Source organism: Cnuella takakiae, assembly GCF_001953305.1.
Classification (GTDB): Bacteria; Bacteroidota; Bacteroidia; order Chitinophagales; family Chitinophagaceae; genus Flavisolibacter; species Flavisolibacter takakiae.
The window spans coordinates 4,254,641-4,272,440 of the sequence record NZ_MTFE01000010.1; the positions used below are offsets into that span (position 1 = coordinate 4,254,641).

Annotated in this window: 14 protein-coding genes; 11 read left to right on the forward strand and 3 right to left on the reverse strand. The window is 52.6% G+C overall.

All coding sequences use genetic code 11. From position 1 onward, the window contains the following. Window positions 1-85: 85 nt before the first annotated feature. The gene (locus BUE76_RS18205) at window positions 86-2,101 is read right to left on the reverse strand and encodes a ComEA family DNA-binding protein (protein WP_073043480.1); all 2,016 of its coding nucleotides are present in this window, start codon (window positions 2,099-2,101) and stop codon (window positions 86-88) included. After that, on the reverse strand, window positions 2,098-2,784 hold the full coding sequence (locus BUE76_RS18210; RefSeq protein WP_073043482.1) for a hypothetical protein: 687 nt from the start codon (window positions 2,782-2,784) through the stop codon (window positions 2,098-2,100). The genes BUE76_RS18205 and BUE76_RS18210 overlap by 4 nt, the downstream gene beginning before the upstream one ends. A 282-nt stretch (window positions 2,785-3,066) precedes the next feature. On the opposite strand from BUE76_RS18210, the gene folD reads away from it, so the two are divergent. The 8 genes from folD (at window position 3,067) to BUE76_RS18245 (ending at window position 11,641) form a co-directional block, all read left to right on the forward strand. Beyond that, a complete protein-coding gene (folD, locus tag BUE76_RS18215; RefSeq protein WP_073043484.1) occupies window positions 3,067-3,957 on the forward strand; it encodes a bifunctional methylenetetrahydrofolate dehydrogenase/methenyltetrahydrofolate cyclohydrolase FolD in 891 nt (296 codons plus the stop codon). 191 nt (window positions 3,958-4,148) lie between these two features. Then, on the forward strand, window positions 4,149-4,676 hold the full coding sequence (locus tag BUE76_RS18220) for a GNAT family N-acetyltransferase (protein WP_073043486.1): 528 nt from the start codon (window positions 4,149-4,151) through the stop codon (window positions 4,674-4,676). Window positions 4,677-4,815: 139 nt separating this feature from the next. Then, window positions 4,816-5,436: a 7-carboxy-7-deazaguanine synthase QueE gene (locus tag BUE76_RS18225; protein ID WP_073043634.1), complete on the forward strand. Its 621-nt coding sequence runs from the start codon at window positions 4,816-4,818 to the stop codon at window positions 5,434-5,436. Between the two features lie 128 nt (window positions 5,437-5,564). Then, window positions 5,565-7,472 carry an OmpA family protein gene (locus BUE76_RS18230; protein ID WP_073043487.1) on the forward strand — a complete coding sequence of 636 codons (1,908 nt, stop codon included), beginning with the start codon at window positions 5,565-5,567 and terminating at the stop codon, window positions 7,470-7,472. Between the two features lie 267 nt (window positions 7,473-7,739). Beyond that, a complete protein-coding gene (locus tag BUE76_RS25200; protein ID WP_245798358.1) occupies window positions 7,740-8,096 on the forward strand; it encodes a helix-hairpin-helix domain-containing protein in 357 nt (118 codons plus the stop codon). Further along, window positions 8,042-8,848, forward strand: coding sequence for a DNA-processing protein DprA (gene dprA / locus BUE76_RS18235; RefSeq protein WP_245798362.1), 807 nt, complete (start codon window positions 8,042-8,044; stop codon window positions 8,846-8,848). Before BUE76_RS25200 ends, dprA begins: the two co-directional genes overlap by 55 nt. A gap of 283 nt (window positions 8,849-9,131) precedes the next feature. Continuing rightward, on the forward strand, window positions 9,132-10,613 hold the full coding sequence (gene guaB / locus BUE76_RS18240; RefSeq protein WP_073043488.1) for an IMP dehydrogenase: 1,482 nt from the start codon (window positions 9,132-9,134) through the stop codon (window positions 10,611-10,613). A gap of 314 nt (window positions 10,614-10,927) precedes the next feature. Continuing rightward, a complete protein-coding gene (locus BUE76_RS18245) occupies window positions 10,928-11,641 on the forward strand; it encodes a hypothetical protein (protein ID WP_073043489.1) in 714 nt (237 codons plus the stop codon). 89 nt (window positions 11,642-11,730) lie between these two features. Here BUE76_RS18245 and BUE76_RS18250 read toward each other — a convergent pair whose 3' ends face one another. Next, on the reverse strand, window positions 11,731-13,056 hold the full coding sequence (locus tag BUE76_RS18250; protein WP_083596524.1) for a DUF2339 domain-containing protein: 1,326 nt from the start codon (window positions 13,054-13,056) through the stop codon (window positions 11,731-11,733). A gap of 91 nt (window positions 13,057-13,147) precedes the next feature. On the opposite strand from BUE76_RS18250, the gene BUE76_RS18255 reads away from it, so the two are divergent. From BUE76_RS18255 to BUE76_RS18265, 3 genes are read left to right on the forward strand one after another with little or no spacing between them, the layout of a single operon-like run. Next, window positions 13,148-14,311: an Lnb N-terminal periplasmic domain-containing protein gene (locus tag BUE76_RS18255; protein ID WP_073043491.1), complete on the forward strand. Its 1,164-nt coding sequence runs from the start codon at window positions 13,148-13,150 to the stop codon at window positions 14,309-14,311. Further along, window positions 14,292-15,092, forward strand: a complete 801-nt coding sequence (locus tag BUE76_RS18260) for an alpha/beta fold hydrolase (RefSeq protein ID WP_073043492.1) — start codon at window positions 14,292-14,294, stop codon at window positions 15,090-15,092. The genes BUE76_RS18255 and BUE76_RS18260 overlap by 20 nt, the downstream gene beginning before the upstream one ends. Window positions 15,093-15,101: 9 nt before the next feature. Further along, window positions 15,102-17,693, forward strand: coding sequence for a PKD domain-containing protein (locus BUE76_RS18265; protein ID WP_073043493.1), 2,592 nt, complete (start codon window positions 15,102-15,104; stop codon window positions 17,691-17,693). Window positions 17,694-17,800 lie beyond the last annotated feature (107 nt).

Below are 17,800 nucleotides of genomic sequence, written 5' to 3' on the forward strand. Positions count from 1 at the left end.
ACAAACAAAAAATTGTTTACAAATATTGGTTTTTAACAATATAAAACGGTATGGGAAATTAGGCTATTATAACAACCCCGGTGTTTTACCATTGCCACACCAACTGGAGCTTCAGATCCGTCCGGCTTTCCCTGCCAAGGTCATTGGCTGACATGGGCTTACCTGCATTTTTCAGGGTATGTGCCACCCGCATCCAAACATCCAAGTCCTTACCCGCCTTCAGGCGCATATTTATATATCCACGCCAACCTTTACCCACAAAACCCGGAATGGAGTAGCTATACAGCACATCCTGTTCGTAAGCGAAAATACGGGCATTGGCATCGGCGGCATCAAACCAGCATAGCCGCAGATCGGCCGTAACCCAGCGCGGAGGACGGTATTGCAGGTCGGAGAAAAATAGGAAGCCATGGGTTGGCGCAAAAGAACCCAACCTTGCAGCAACCCCTTCGGCACGGCAGCGCAACTGCCAGCGGTTGCTGAGCGCATGGCTCCACTGCAGCCTTGCCGACTGGCGGTGCCGGCCAAGTACAATAGGAACAGCAGCATCTGCGGGCAAATAATTGGCAGGCTTGTTTTCACTGCGCAACAGCAGAAGTCCTTCCGAGCCACGCTGTGGTTGCACCTGCACCTGCAATAAATAATCGCTTCCCGCGCCAGGTGCCGCCACCCGGAAGCGCAGCCAGGGCCACCGATACAGGTCGGCATAGGCCTGCATCCTGATGCGGTGAGGCAGGCGTACCTGCATGCCCATGTACCATCCCTGTTCGTTGGTTGCACTGCCGGTTTCGGCAAAAACATTGGGAACCAGTGCCGTATACCCGGCGGGCAGGTGGCGGGCCAGCAGGGATAGATCTACCTGCGGGCGCAAGGACAATACAGCACCCTGCACCAGTGCTATGTTCCTTTTATAATCAAGTGCGGCTTCGCCAAAAAGGTGGAGGTTCCGAAAAGTATAGCTAAAGTCGGTACCGGCATTTCCAAAACGGGTGCCTGCCGGCGCATACAGGTTGTAAGGCTCGGCCTGCTTTTCAATGGGCAGGGCATACCCATACAGCAGGCCATTCAGGCCGGCATAGAAAGCCCCCGACCGATACTGTACGACCGCTCCCGCAACCGTTTGCCGCACCGATCGGCGGCTGGCATACTCGCTGGCAGTGCGGTGCAACCCAGAGGTTGGGAAACTGGTAATTACGGCAGTTCCTTCGTTACCCATACCGGTGATGGCATCGGTTTTTTGACGGGCACCAAAAAAGGTTGCCTCCCAATGCCCCCTACCTATGGTAAGACCGGCGCCCCGGAGAAAATACAATTCGCCTGCAGAGGCATAAGGCCTTAAAACCGGCCCCTGCCTTTTGATGGCCAGCACCTCGGGACCCTTACCAAAAGCAAGCGCCTGCCATTGTACCAGGCCCTGCCCTATGTTTGTGGTAAAATCACCCAGCGCCAGGGCTTTGAGCCATCCTTTGGGCCGGGCAAATAAATGAAAGGAAGTAAAGTCGGGGCTGCTCCTGCCCTTCTTTGCCAGGGTTTCACCGGCATCTTTATCTGCCACTACTCCATACTGAAGGCCTTGAGGATGCCGGTACAGGTAACGCACCAGCAACTGGTTGGGGTCGCCGGCAAAACTGCCTGCTTCGCTTTGCCCATAATCTTCCGTTTTAGGAAAACTGCGGCCCCAACGTATTTGCAGTAAATGTGCACCCGATGCCAAACGCTGCCGCCAGCTGGCCCAGCTTTCCGGAGCGGTTACCGTAATATATGGCAGCAGGCTGCGGATCAGGGATGGCTCCCATCCGGGTACCGCTTGCAATTCATGAACAGCTACCAACGGACCTGCAAGGCTGCGGTAGCGCAACAACTGCTCGATGAGTAAGGGCGAAAGAAATGGGAACAATTTGAGTTCATCAGCACTTGCTGTATTCAGGTTGAGTGGGTGGCGCTGCCGGTACTGGAGTTGGAGCAGGAGGGTTTCATCGGGAGCTACATCCGACAGTGCAGCTAAATTTTCCAACTGCTGCCCCAGGTTGGGTGGCACCTCCTGTGCAGCAAGCGACAGGCAAGCCAGCCCCAGCATCAGTATGATGTACCAACGCTTCATTTCTTTTGTATTGGCTGGTACACTAACTGCAAGCCGGGGCTCAATCCAAGTTGTGTATGCAGGCTGCTGTAAACATCAAGCCGCAGGGGACCGAAGAAATAACCAATGCCCAACACCACCTGGCTGCTGCCGCTGCCCAGGCCTGCCCGGAGGAGCGCTTTGCCGCCAAACTGGTACTGCAGGGCCGCCAGCACTTCAGGGCTTGCGTCCTCCGTTTTACCCAAATTAAATCCAAGAAATAGAGCATCGGAAACATCCGCAGCAATCCCCAATTGGTAACGGGCAACCTGTCTATCCAATCCTCGCTTACCGGTACCTAGGTTTGTAAGACTGGCCAGTGCCTGTACACCCGTAGCCAGCTGCAGTTGGCTGCTGAGCGTATATCCCATTGTTCCTGCAGCGTCATACCCCTGTGCCAGCTGCCCAAGGTATTGCACCTGCAAACCCAGGCTGGCAGCCGGGCCCAGTTGCTGTGCAAAGCACATTGCATAACAGGTTTGCCGCAGGCTTTCTCCTCCCTGTTGTTGGATAAAGAACCCTGCTGCCTGCTTACCAAAACCAAAGGCTGCCGCCATACCGGCACTATGCAGGGAAGGAATCATAAATGGCCGGGCGCCATACATGCCGGCACTAAACCCGTTCATGTTGGACAGGGTAGCCGGCTGGTAAAAAATACCCAGCACTTAAGGCTGTTTGCGGCTTCCGGCAATGAGATTTTGGTAAAAAGTTTCGGGAGACGCTTGCTGCCCCCAGACAATGACAGTGTATAAAACCAGGAAGCCACTAAAGAGGGACCGCATGGCAGTTAGTTTTACTTAATGTACGCTTATTGCAGTGCTTATGCAAGCGCCTGCAGTAAAGGACCATGGCGTTCTGAAAAAAAGGTGTTTTTGCCTGTACCCTGCCCGCTCAATCCTTAACGTTTAAACTTTGTGCGGTACGGGGCACACCGTTACCTTTGCGCCATGCAAATTTTAAACGGCAAAGAAGCCGCTCAGGCCATCAAGGATTCCCTGAAATTAAATGTTGCCCAGCTCTCCGCACAGGGCAAGGAAGTACCCCATCTTGCCGCCATCCTGGTGGGTAATAATGGTGCCTCTGAAACCTATGTAGCCGCCAAGGTGAAAGCCTGCGAAGAAGTGGGCTTCAAAAGTACCCTGGTACGCGCCGAAGAAAATATCTCTTCGCTGAAGCTGCTGGATATGATCCGCGAGCTCAACCTTGACCCTGATGTGGACGGCATCCTGGTGCAACTGCCCTTGCCCAAGCACATCTCCGAAGAGGAAGTGATCAATACCATTGACCCCGCCAAAGACGTGGATGGTTTTCACCCCAGCAATGTAGGCCGCATGGTACTGGGCCAGAGCACCTTTGTGCCGGCAACGCCTTATGGCATCATGCTGCTGCTGGAACACTACAAGGTAGAAACCAAGGGCAAGCATGCCGTAGTGATCGGCCGCAGCCATATTGTGGGCCGCCCCATGAGCATCCTGCTGAGCGGCAGTGGCAACCCCGGCAACTGCACCGTTACCATTTGCCACTCGCATACGCACAACCTGAAAGAAATCTGCCAGAGCGCCGATATCATTGTTGCAGCCCTAGGCCGACCCGAATTTGTAACCGCCGACATGGTGAAAGACGGTGCCGTGGTGATCGACGTAGGCATCACCCGTGTGGAAGACCCCACCAAAAAATCGGGCTTCAAGCTGAAGGGCGATGTAGACTACGAAAATGTTGCGCCTAAATGTTCGTACATCACACCCGTACCGGGTGGCGTAGGCCCCATGACTATTGCAGCGCTGATGAAAAACACATTTAAAAGCTGCGCATTGAAGCACTACGAAGAGAGCCAGTGATCTGAACGCAGTCGCATTCATCGATAGGAAAAGAGCAGGCCGGTAGTTCTGAGCTGGAAAACCCAACGGTTTTATTTAATGAACAGCCCCGAACTGCCGGCTCTTTTCTTTATTTGCCATAAAAAAAGATTTCGAAGCAACCCCAATTTCCCACAGTAAGGGTTGGTTTTGTTCTGTTCCAATTTGCAACAATGGAAAATATCATTACCCGGAAAGTAACACCTGAGGATGTAGCCCAATTACAACAGATTGGCCGGTCAACATTTGCAGAAACCTTTGCTGCCAGCAACAGCGAGGAGAACATGAACAAATACCTGGAAGCGGGTTTTGCTACCGAAAAGCTGGCGGCAGAAATAAACAATCCTCATTCGCAATTTTACTTTGCGGAAGTGGATGGCAGGGTGATTGGTTATTTAAAACTCAACACCGGCCAGTCGCAAACCGAACTCCAGGACCTTGGAGCACTGGAAATAGAGCGGATCTACGTGCTGCAGGAGTTCCAGGGCAAAAAAGTAGGCCAGTTGCTGTACGATAAAGCCATTGAAGTGGCCCGGCAAACCGGTGCCAGATATGTATGGCTGGGCGTGTGGGAAGAAAACCCCAGGGCCATCCGCTTTTACCAGAAAAATGGTTTTGTTGCTTTCGACAAACACATTTTCAAACTGGGTGATGACGAACAGACCGACATTATGATGAAACTTGAACTGGCAGGCAACTGAAACCGAAAGGAGCATTGCGCCAGTTTCAAGAGCACAAATCGAAACTCTTTACCAACCATACCTGTTTCCAGGCAAAAGCGATCAAACTAAAATGGCAGCTTTTGTACAAATCCAATTAAGCACCTGTGAACAATCCGATATGACTGAATTAGCAACAAAGACGACCACCCTTCCTGTTATGGAGCACTTTTACACCCTGCAGGGTGAGGGTGCCTATATGGGTAAGGCAGCCTACTTTATCCGCCTGGGCGGGTGCGATGTGGGCTGCGTGTGGTGTGATGTAAAGGAAAGCTGGGATGCGGCAAAGCATCCGCAGTGGGCTATCGCAGACCTGGTAGCTACCGTTAAAGCAACCCCCACAGAAATAGTAGTGATTACGGGCGGCGAACCACTGATGCACGACCTTACCGAGCTTACCGGGCAACTGAAAGCCGCCGGTCTGCGCACCCACATTGAAACTTCGGGCTCTTCGCCCCTTTCGGGTACGCTGGATTGGATTACCCTTTCGCCCAAAAAATTCAAGCAACCCCTTCGCGGGGTATTGCCCCATGCACACGAACTCAAGATCGTGGTGTTTAATAAATCTGATTTTGATTGGGCCCGCCAGTGGGCTGCCCAGGTAGGTCCGCACTGCCGCCTGTACATCCAGCCCGAATGGAGCAAGGCCGCGCAGATAACGCCCCTGATCATCGAGTTTATTAAAGAGAATCCCCAATGGCAACTGTCGTTGCAGGTACATAAGTATATCAATGTGCCCTAGGCCAACACCTAACAGGTTTTGGTTCTACACCTAACAGGTTTTTAAAACCTGTTAGGTGTCACCTTCTCCAAGCAGGTTTTACCATCCCCTTAGCGCTTTAGCACTCCCCATCTTGGTATCTTCATTTTATGAAGCGACTCTGCGCCCTGCTGCTTTGCAGCGCCCTGCTTTTTGGCGGAGCAAGCCATGCCCAATACAATCCCGAAAAGATCAATAAAAAAGCGGTTGCGGCCTACAACCAGGCCATGCAACTTGCCGAAGGTGGCTCCTTTACTGCCGCCGTTCAACAACTTCAGGAAGCCATTAAAAGAGACCCCGCCTATGTGGAGGCTTACCTTTCGCTGGGTGGTGTGTACGGCCAGATAAAAGCACACGAACAAAGTGTTGCCGCCTACGAAAAAGCGTTGGCCCTTGACTCCAATTACAGTTCCGATTTCCGCCTCCCCTACTCCATTAACCTGGCTGGAATGGGGCAGTTTGAAAAAGCAGCACAAACCATTGAAGCCCTGCTGGCCCGCCCCGCCCTGGGCGCCAATACCCGCAAGGCTGCCGAATACCGCCGCAAGTCGTACCAGTTTGCACTTGATTATGCCCGCACCCATGCAGGCGGCAACTACGTGTTTCGGCCCGAAAACCTGGGCGATGCCATCAACAGCCCATATTCTGAGTACTGGCCTTCGATGAGTGTGGAAGGCACGGAGTTGATCTTTACCCGTAAAGAGCGGGACGAAGATTTTTTTATCAGTGAAAAAGGAGCCAGCGGCTGGCAGCCTGCCTTCCGCATCAACGGCAGCCTCAACACCCCCGATAACGAAGGCGCCCAGATCCTATCCCAGGATGGCCAATGGCTGGTATTTGCCGGCAAAGACCGCCCCGGTGGCTATGGCGGCTTCGACCTGTTTATTGCCTACAAAACACTCGATGGCTGGAGCCAGGCCATCAACCTGGGTAGCAAGGTCAATTCGGAGCATTGGGAATCGCAGCCCTGCCTGTCGCCCGACAAACGCAGTATTTATTTCTCCAGCAACCGCCCGGGTGGTTTTGGCGGCGAAGACCTATGGGTTTCGCACCTGCAGCCCAATGGCCGTTTTGGCGAGCCGGTCAACCTGGGACCAACCATCAATACCACGGGTAATGAATCCTGTCCTTTCCTGCACGCCGATAACCAAACGCTTTATTTCTCTTCGGATGGCCACCCCGGCTATGGTGCCGGCGACCTGTACCTGGCACGCCGCACCGATAGTGCATGGAGCAAACCCGAAAACCTGGGCTATCCCATCAACACCATCAACAACGAAGCAACCCTTTTTGTAGCTGCCGATGGCCAGACGGCTTATTACGCATCTGATAGGGCTGATGGCAAGGGCCGCCTGGACATTTACCGCTTCGAATTACGCCCCGATGTTCGTCCGGTTAAAACCCTGTGGGTAAAAGGCAAGGTGTATGATGTAAAAACCAGCAAGGGCCTGCCTTCGGGTGTAGAACTGATAGATCTTGCCACCGGCCGCCCGGTATCACGGGTACAGACAAACGAAAACGGTGAGTACCTGGTAACCCTGCCTATTGGTAAGGACTATGCATTTAACGTGGCTCGCAGAGGGTACCTGTTTTTCTCGGATAACTTTTCACTCAAACAAAAACCTTCCGACGCTACTTACCGAAAAGATATTCCCCTGCAACCCATAGAAGTTAATGCTTCGGTGGTGCTCCGGAACATTTTCTTCGACACCAACAAGTTTGACCTGGAGCCGGAGTCGGCAGCCGAACTGGACAAACTGGTACAACTGCTCCAGGAAAACCCGACGGTTAAAATCCTGATTGAAGGACATACCGATAATGTGGGCAATGCAGCAGACAATGCAACGCTGTCGCAAAACAGGGCAAAGTCGGTAGTGGCCTACCTTACCGGCAAAGGCATTGCAACTGCCCGCCTGCAGGCAAAAGGCTTTGGCGCCAGCAAGCCCATTGCCGATAACAACACAGAGGCAGGCAGGGCGCAAAACCGCCGGACGGAAGTGAAGATTATTGAACGATAGTTTGAGCGGAGGGTTGAGAGTTTGGAGTTGAGAGTTTGGGGTTACTAAAGACGCAATGTGAAACGAAAAGAACTGCAAGGAACAATCACCCAGGATAAAATACCTGTGCAATAAGGCCTGCACATTTGGTCTTGGGTTGATAATAATAAGCGCTTGCAACACCCAATGCGCTAACTGAAAAAACCAGGCAGCCGCCTGGTTTTTTCAGTTAGCGGAGCAACCTTGTATAAAGACAACCAGAACTAATTTTTATTATTTTCAAAACGGATGTTTACCAATGATCTGTTATACCAACTGGCCCTAACGCAGGTACCACAGGTAGGGGATATACAAGCCCGCCTGCTGGTACAGCGCTTTGGCTCAGCCGAAGCCGTATTTAAAGCCCGGAAACACCAACTGGAAACCATGGAAGGCATTGGCAGCATCCGGGCGGAAAACATCTGCCGGTTCAGCAACTTTGCGCCCGCAGCAGCCGAAATCAACTTCCTGGAGCGCTACCAGATCCAGCCGCTTTTTTTACCGAGGCCTGCTACCCGCAAAGGCTGCTGCAATGTCCCGATGCACCCCTGCTGCTTTTTTACAAAGGCACAGCCAACCTCAATGCACCCAAGGTTCTGGCCATAGTGGGCACTCGTTTTCATACCGATTATGGCAAACGTTTTACCGAAACACTGCTCAACGACCTGGCCGCCCATGGCGTGGTCATCGTTAGTGGGCTGGCCTTTGGCATTGATGCCATTGCCCACAAAGCAGCCCTTAAATCGGGCTTGCCTACGGTAGGCGTAGTTGGTCATGGACTGGACCGCATCTATCCCAAAGCACACAGCGCTTTGGCTAAAGAAATGATTCTTGAAGGTGGCGGCCTGCTTTCAGAATTTTGGAGCGGCACCGAACCCGATCGCTTTAATTTCCCGTTACGCAACCGCATAGTGGCAGGTATGGCCGATGCCACCCTGGTGATAGAAACCGATGTCCGTGGGGGCAGCATGATCACGGCCCAACTGGCTGATGGCTACAACCGCGATGTGTATGCCCTGCCGGGCAGGGTGAGCGACCCAAAGAGCAGGGGTTGCAACTACCTGATCCAGTACAACCGGGCTGCGATGCTTACCGATGCCCGCCAACTCATGCAAAGCCTGGGTTGGGATGTAGCGCCCCAAAAGAAAAAACAGGTACAGGCTTCCTTATTTGCCGACCTTTCTGATGAAGAGAAAATGGTGGTGGATATGCTCCGTGAAAAAGAAGTCCTCCACATCGACGAACTCAATTTGCGCAGCACCCTCAGCAGCAGCGCCATGGCGGCAGCCATCCTCAACCTCGAGCTCAGTAACTTGGTGCTAAGCATGCCGGGAAAGATGTACAAATTGAACCAGTAAAGACCGCAGATTTGTATGATTGGAAATGATTTGTATGATCAAAGGACATGCACTTACTCTTTAATGACTGATGTTGAAATAATTTCTTCATCTGGCTTAAAACTATGGATGATCCATATTTCCGATTAATCATCAAACATACAAGAACATCATAGGTGCCAACTTATGTATTAAAACTTCAAGCTGACATATTCCGCAGTACCATCTCTTTGTTATTACAACACATCATACAAATCATTCTAAATCTTACAAATCTGCGGTTCCTGTTCCCTTATCTTTGCGCATGGCAGTAAACTCCAACCCCTCCCAACGTAATTTCCTGGAAGGTCTCACCTTCGACGACGTACTGCTGGTACCGGCATACTCGGAGATCCTCCCCCGCGATGTAGAAATCAAAACGCGCCTCACCAAAGACATTACCCTCAACATTCCCATGCTTTCGGCAGCGATGGATACCGTTACCGAAGCTTCGCTGGCTATTGCACTGGCACGTGAAGGCGGCATTGGCATCCTGCACAAGAACATGACCATCGAGCGTCAGGCCGAGCAGGTGCGTAAAGTAAAGCGTAGTGAAAGCGCCATGATCATCGACCCCATCACCCTGTTGCACGACGCCACCATTGGCGATGCCAAAAGGCTGATGCGCGAAAACAGGATCGGCGGCATTCCCGTAGTGGATGGCAATGGCAAGCTTACCGGTATCCTCACCAGCCGCGACCTGCGTTTTGAAGACAATATGCAGCGACCCGTAAGCGAGGTGATGACCACCGAAAACCTCATTACCGCACCCGAAGGCACCGACCTGAAAAAGGCGGAGAGCATCTTCCGGAACAACCGCATTGAAAAGCTGCCGGTAGTAGATAACAATGGTAAACTCATTGGCCTCATTACCTACCGCGATATCCAACAGGTAACTTCTTTCCCCAACGCCAATAAAGACAGCAAGGGCCGCCTGCTGGTAGGCGCCGCAGTAGGCGTTACCCGCGACCTGCTGGACCGCGTAGCCGCACTGCAAAGTGTAGGTGTGGATGTGATCTGCCTCGATAGTGCACATGGCCACTCCAAGGGCATCCTTGATTCGGTACGTGCCGTGAAACAAAACTTCAAAGACATCAACGTTATTGCAGGCAATATCGCCACCGCCGAAGGTGCACAGGCACTGGTAGACGCCGGCGCCGATTGCGTGAAAGTAGGTATTGGACCGGGCTCCATTTGTACCACCCGCATTGTTGCCGGCGCAGGTGTGCCCCAGCTCACCGCCATCATGCAGGCACACAGCGTGCTGAAGAAAGCAGGCATTCCCCTCATTGCTGATGGCGGTATCCGGTATACAGGTGATATGGTAAAGGCACTGGCTGCCGGCGCCGACTGCGTGATGATGGGTTCCATCTTTGCCGGCACCGAAGAAAGCCCTGGTGAAACCATCATCTATGAAGGCCGCAAGTTCAAGGAATACCGCGGCATGGGCTCGCTGGGTGCCATGGCCACCGGCTCTTCGGACCGCTATTTCCAGGACCCCGAAGCCGATGTAAAGAAATATGTACCCGAAGGCATTGAAGGCCGCGTGGCTTACAAGGGCTCTCTGCGTGAGATCGTGTACCAATACGTTGGTGGCCTGCGTGCCGGCATGGGTTACTGCGGTGCCAAAAACATCGAAGAACTGAAGACCGCCACCTTTGTAAAAATTACCAATGCCGGTATGCGCGAAAGCCATGCCCACGATGTGGAGATCACAAGGGAAGCGCCGAACTATAGCAGGAAGTAAAAAACAGCCACACCCCTGTTCACACCCCCTTTTCACACCCCCTGTCCCCCTAAAAGGGGAACTTAGGTCAGGGTATATCTTGATAGCAACGCCACCCAGTAACAGGGTGGCTTTTTTTTTACAAAGATGTCGGTTATTAAAGGCAATCTTAGCCCACGGTTTCAACCGTGGGGATATAGCAATAGGAGATTGTTGGAGCAACCGTTTCAACGGTTTCCCTGCAACTTACTTACTGGTATAATAAGAGCAGCATAAGGATCAATATTTGCACGTCTTAATATCTCTTCAAAACATTCCTTTAAAAAAAACATATCATGAAAGCAATAGAGAACGCTGACCTAGGTTCCCCCTTAAGGGGGACAGGGGTTGTGGGTACTCGCGTAGAACACCGTTTTATCCTCCGCGATGGCTTTACTCCTGCAGGTGCAACGGCCATGCTCCTGGGCACTTTTCCCTCTGTGTTGATCCGGGAGGCTTTTGGCAGGGTGCGGCAAACGGACGTTGATTTCTTTTACGGTAGCGCCGATAATAATTTCTGGAGAGACCTTTCGATCGTTTACAACCGGCCATTATCCTTTACCCGCACCGAAACAGCTATTGAAGAACGCAAGCAACTGCTCACCGATCTGAACCTGGCCTTATCTGACGCCATCTTTGCCTGCACCACTTCGGGCAGTGCCATGGATACAGCTTTACAAAATATTGAACTGAACGAATACATCATTGCCACGCTTGACCAACACCCGACTATTTCCAGGTTGTACTTTACCAGTTCGTCCGGCAAGGTGAATGCAGAAAGCCTCACCCTCAAACTATTGAAAGAAAAAGGCCGGATCAGCGGTATGCGCATCATCCAGCAAAGCGGCCCGAGACGCCGCAATTTCCAATACCGCGATGCGGCAGGCAGCATGCGGATGATGGATACCGTTACCCTCATCTCTCCATCACCCCTTGCCGAGCAAATGGCTGGTATCAAGCCGGAACAAAGAAGGGCATTGTACCAGCAGTGGCTGCCAATAATGGCTTAACACACTCCACCAATAATTATATGCACCCAAAAGCGCAAACCCTAATATCCTATCACCATAATATCCCAATACCCAATACCCCCTCTCTCCTACTCCTCAAACCATTTTTGCCGGAACTTCTGGTAAAAGAAAGAAACCACCAGCAACAGCAATCCTAAGGTGATATAAGCTGCTACCTTTTGCCCGGCAGTAAACCTTTGGCTGTCCAATAGCAGCAACTTTAATAATGTAAGGGCCATCAGGCCCAGGGAAGCCAGCCGCCACCATTTATCTTTCAGCGTTACACCCAGGAGGAACAATCCTACCGAAAGCAGCAGCCATATAAAGGTTACCTGCAGGCCATCAAAATACCAGGCTATGGCCATTACCAGCAACCCGGTTGCCAGCAAGTAATGGGTATTTGCCAGGGAAGGTGCCTGGCTGAAACGTTTTTGAAAAAAGAAACCCTGCACCGCTGCCACCAGGGAAAATACCAGGGCTACCGGCGCCAACTTTTCCACTTGTAACGCTGGGCTTACCACAAAAAGCGCGGACCAGAAAGCAGCCAGGTTATTTGCCAGTTGCGTGTAGATCACCAGTCGGTCCATAGGCTGCTGCTGCCTGCGCGGTCCAAGATTTACCAGGGAAAAAAGCAGGAAGAAAGCCGTGAGATAAAGGAAAGCAACGCCTGCCTGTTCGGTACGGTAACGGGTACTGGCCCATCCCAGGAACAAAAGCCAGGTAAGCAGTTGCGCCACCTGCCCCACCAGGTTCCAGCCCTTGCGGTAACTGAGAAACCACACCCCGGAGTTGATCAGCAACATGTAAGCGAAAAACAGGTCGGCACGTTCGGCATTGCGGCTGATGAGGAAAGGAATGGCATAAGCACCCACCATACCCAGCAAGGCAATTTCACGCCGGTTGTAGCGCAGGGCCTGGTAGGCGGTAAATACGGTAAACAGCACCATCACGGCAAACACCACCCCAAAGGACAGGAAGCCATAGTAAACATGTGCCGCATAAGTGGTAAAATAAAGCGTAGCCATAGCGCCGCTAAACAGGATGGCGCTAAAGCCCTGGTACTTTTCTTTTAGCCGGAAGCTCAGTCCACCCAGCACCAAACCTGCGGCATAGGCCAGCAGGATGCGGGTGGTTTCAGAAATCAGGTTTTGATCGAACGCATATTTTACGCCAATGGACAGGCCGATTACCAGCACAACAATCCCTACCAGGTGAATCAGCTTCAGCCCGATAAAGTTCTCCACCGAACGGCTGGCAGGCGCTTTACCCGGAGCCTTCCATTGATTGGCCCCCTGTGGGTCTATTTGTTCCAATTGCTGCTGCACCTGCTGGAGCCGGGCATATTGCTGGCGCAGTTCCTGCTCTATTGACACCAGTTCGCTCCGCAACTGCCGAACCATATCCTGTTGATCCATGAGTGAAAGTTAAACAATCAGGCATTTCTCCATAGCACCTGCCTTACAGGGCAACTCCCTTTTGCCTATATTGCCCACAAATCCCGCAGTTTTGATTCGCTTTCTCCTGGCTATTGTTTTCCTGTTTGTAGCGCCAGCCTCATTTGCACAGTCCGACTCCTGCGGGTTGCGCATCACCCTGCTTACCTGCAACCCCGGCGAGGAACTGTATTCCACTTTTGGCCATACCGCCATCAGGGTGCAGCACGGGCCCAGCGGCACCGACGAAGTGTACAATTACGGCATGTTTGAATTTGCTCCCGACTTTTACCTCAAGTTCATCAGGGGCAAACTCCTATACTCGCTTACCATTGAAACCTACCCCGATTTCCTGTACACCTACCAGTACGAAAGCCGCAGCGTGGTGGAACAGGAGGTACTGCTCGGCTGCAGCCAGAAACAAAATCTTTGGGCTGCCCTGCGGGAAAATGCAAGACCTGAAAACCGTAACTACCGATACGATTTTTTATTCGACAACTGTACTACCCGGGCACGTGATATGATTGCCCGTTATGCCGGCAAGGGCCTGCAATGGCGCAACATACTGCCTGCCGAATCCCCCACCTTTCGCGAAATGCTGCACACCTACCTGGATGGCGGCGGCCAGTACTGGAGCAAGTTGGGCATCGACCTGCTGCTGGGTGCCCGCCTGGACCGTACGGTAAGCAACCAGCAAGCAATGTTTCTGCCCGACTACCTGCTGAAAGGGGTGGACAGTGCCCGCCTGAACGGACAAAGGCTCGTGAGCCCGCCCCGCCCTATTTTGCAATTGCCTTCTCCCATCAAAGGCGCATCCGCATTGCAGCCAATGGTGGTGTTAAGCATCCTTTTGCTGATCGTTGGGGCACTTTCCTTCCTGCCCCAAACCCGTGCCTTGCTGAAGATCTTTGACCGGCTCTTTTTCCTGCTATTGGGGCTTGCCGGCTTTTTATTGCTGTTTATGTGGCTGGGCACCGATCATAAGGTTTGCCGCGACAACCTCAACCTGCTGTGGGCCCTTCCAACACATGCCGTTGCAGCCTGGTACACCGGTCGCAATACCGACCGCACCCTAACCTATTTCCGCATGGTTTGCTGGGGTATGGTGGCCCTGGTTGGCGCATGGTTTTTTATGCCACAGGCACTTAACCCCGCATTGCTGCCCCTGGTAGCCCTGGTAGCGCTACGCAGCTGGCGGCTTTCCCAACCCAATGCTTATGCACACAAAAAATATTGAGCGCAACAGCGCTTCCCTTTACCTCCGTACCATTGGCGAAGGACCTGAAGTAGTACTGCTTCACGGCTTTGGCGAAACCGGTGACATCTGGCAAAACCAATGGCCTGCGCTGCCGGGGTTCCGCCTGCTGATACCCGACCTGCCCGGCAGCGGCCGCTCAGCGGCAACGCCTGACTTGAGTATGGACGGCATGGCAGCAACCATCTGGCAAATGCTTGCCGCCGAAGGGGTGCAGCGTTGTACCATCATCGGCCACAGCATGGGAGGTTATATTGCCCTGGCTATGCTGGAACAGCAGCCTCAAAATATTGCAGGCCTTGGCCTGTTCCACTCCTCGGCATTTGCCGATACCGAAGCCAAAAAGGAAACCCGCACCAAGGGCATCGCCTTTATGCAACAACATGGCGCCCCGCTCTTTTTACAAACTGCCACACCCAACCTGTACGCACCCGCCTCGCTGGAAACAAAAAAGGAACTGATCACGCAACATATCGATAGCGTAAATGCCGCCGATACCCCTGCACATGTGGCATACTACCGGGCAATGATGGACCGGCCCGACCGCACCCACCTGCTGCGGCAAACCGACCTTCCCTGGTTGTTTGTGCTGGGAAAATACGACCAGGCCGTACCGCTGGATGATGGGTTGAAACAGGCACATTTGCCCCGGCAAAGTTTTGTGCACCTGCTGCAAAATTCAGGGCATATGGGAATGGTTGAAGAACGGGAAATATGCAATAAATTGTTACTTCAATACCTGCAAACAGGTACGGTAACTTAACCCTGGTCTATGCGCAAACTGTTGGCCTTTGTGCTCTTGCTCTTGTTGGGATTGGAAGGTTTTGCCTCGCACATTGTAGGCGGCGAAATGATCTATCGATACAAAGGACCCGGCGCTGCTCCCAATACAAGCCAGTATACCATCACACTGCGTCTTTTCCGCGACGAGCTTTGTCCGCCACCCTGTGCGCCCATGCCTAACGAGGTTTTAATCGGCATTTTTGATAATGATGAGGGTAGCCAGTACCTGGCTACCGAAGTACGCCGAACATCCGTGGACCGGGCCAATACGGGGCAGCCGCCACTTTGCGTGGTCAACCCGCCTACCCTTTTGTACAATATTGCCGAATACACCCAAACCTTCGAACTGCCCAACAATGCAAAAGGCTATACTGCAGCCTACCAAACCTGTTGCCGCGTAAGCCCGCTTACCAATGTTTTCAGCACAGGGGCACCCAATTCGGGCACAGGCTCTACCTACTCCTGCAACATACCGGGCTCCGATGCCATTGGCACCAAATTCAACAACAGCCCGGAGTTCACCAAGGCCGTTTCGCCTATTTGCGAGGGTAAGCCTTTTACCATGGACTTCAGTGTGCAGGATCCCGACGAAGGCGATTCCATCGTATATACTTTTTGCGAGGCCCACGATGGCGGCAGGGCGCTCAGTTCGGCTCCCATCAACCCCGATCCGCCGCCCTACAAATCCGTTCCCTATATCAGCGGGTTTTCGGCTGGCAGTCCCATGGGTTCCGCTGTCACCATCAACGAAAGTACAGGCATCATCACCGGCGTTGCGCCGCAGTTGGGCCGCTACGTAGTGTGCGTGTGCGCCTACGAATACCGTAATGGCCAACTCATTTCCATCCACCGCAAAGACTTTATCGTAAACGTTGCCAGTTGCGACTTTGCCGGCGCCCAGCTCGACCCCGAATACAACTTTTGCAACAGCCTGACGGTAGCTTTTCAAAACCTGAACAGCTCCACGCTCAACCAATCATTTTTCTGGGATTTTGGTGATGGACAAACCTCTACCGAAGCAGCACCCAGCCATACCTATAGCGACACCGGCACTTATGTGCTGAAACTGATGGTAAACAAAGGCCAGCCTTGCGTTGACTCCACACAGGCCATAGTGCGGGTTTATCCAACCATGTCGGCCGACTTTTCATTTGCCGGTGGCTGTGTAGGAAAGCCCACCCAGTTTACCGACCGGTCGGTGACCACCCACGGCAGCATTGCCGCATGGCAGTGGAATTTTGGTGACACCACTTCCACTGATCCCAATCCAAGAATCACCTTCCGCAACATGGGTGCACGCAATGTGCAACTGATTGTAACCAACTCGAAAGGGTGCCAGGAAACCATTGTCAAAGCCATCGATATCACCAACAAACCCACCATGGACCTGCGCTTCCGCGACACCCTTATTTGCCGAAACGACCAGGTACAACTGGAAGCATTTGGCCTGGGCAAATTCAGCTGGACGCCCAACATTAATATATCAGGTGCCAATACCGCCACGCCCATTGTAAGCCCTGCCAGTACAACCACCTATACCGTTCTACTGGATATTGATGGTTGTATCAACACCGATTCCGTAAAGATCAGGGTTACCGATGGCGTTACCGTCAGTGCCATGGCCGATACCCTTATCTGCGCTACCGACAGCATCCGGTTGATGGCCACCACCAATGGGTTAAAATACCAGTGGTCGCCGGCACCCAGCCTCAGTGCCTCCGACATACTGATGCCCAATGCCGCTCCCACTGAAAATACCACTTACCGCATCACCGCATCTGTTGGCAGTTGCAGCGCCTTTGATGAAGTAGAGGTTCGGGTTGCGCCTTATCCCCTTGTATCCGCAGGCCGCGATACGCTGATTTGCTATGGAACAGAAGCGCAGCTAAACGGCAGCACAAACGCCAGCCGGTATTCCTGGACCCCTGTTGCCCCTGCACAGGCCGGCAATCTTAACCCAAGGGTGCGTCCTTTTTCAAGCCAGCAGTACATCCTTACGGGCAGCAATGCTATAGGCTGCACTAAAGGTGTAAGAGATACGGTGTCGGTGGTAGTGCTCCCGCCTGTAGAAGCATTTGCAGGCAATGATACCGCGGTGGTAGTAGGACAAAACCTGCAACTACAGGCCACTGGTGGTATCACCTACCAGTGGCAGCCGGCTACGGGTTTGAGCAATGCGAATATCGCCAACCCGATTGTACAATTTGCTGCGCCTACAGACAGCATCAGGTATACCGTGCTGGTGGCAAATGAGGCGGGTTGTATCGATTCAGCCAGTATGATGGTTCGGGTATTCCGTGCCGACCTGCGCTTTTTTGTCCCCACCGCTTTTACCCCCAATGGCGACGGGCTCAACGACCTGTTCAGGATCACACCTGCAGGTATAGCCAATGTTACCGCACTGCGGGTATTCAACCGTTGGGGCCAGCTGGTATTTCAAACCAGTGATGTGCGGAAAGGATGGGATGGCCGCATCAACGGCGAACTGCAAAAAACAGGCACCTATGTATGGACGGTGCAGGGTGTGGATTATACCGGTAAACAGTTTGCAGAAAAAGGTACGATTACGTTGATCAGGTAGTTAGAGAGCTATTAGCTTTTAGCTGCTAGCTGGTTACTTAGGTAAAAAGCAACATAAGGTTTCCGCACCTTTTTACACATTCAATAAAATTCCTACAATAAAAAACA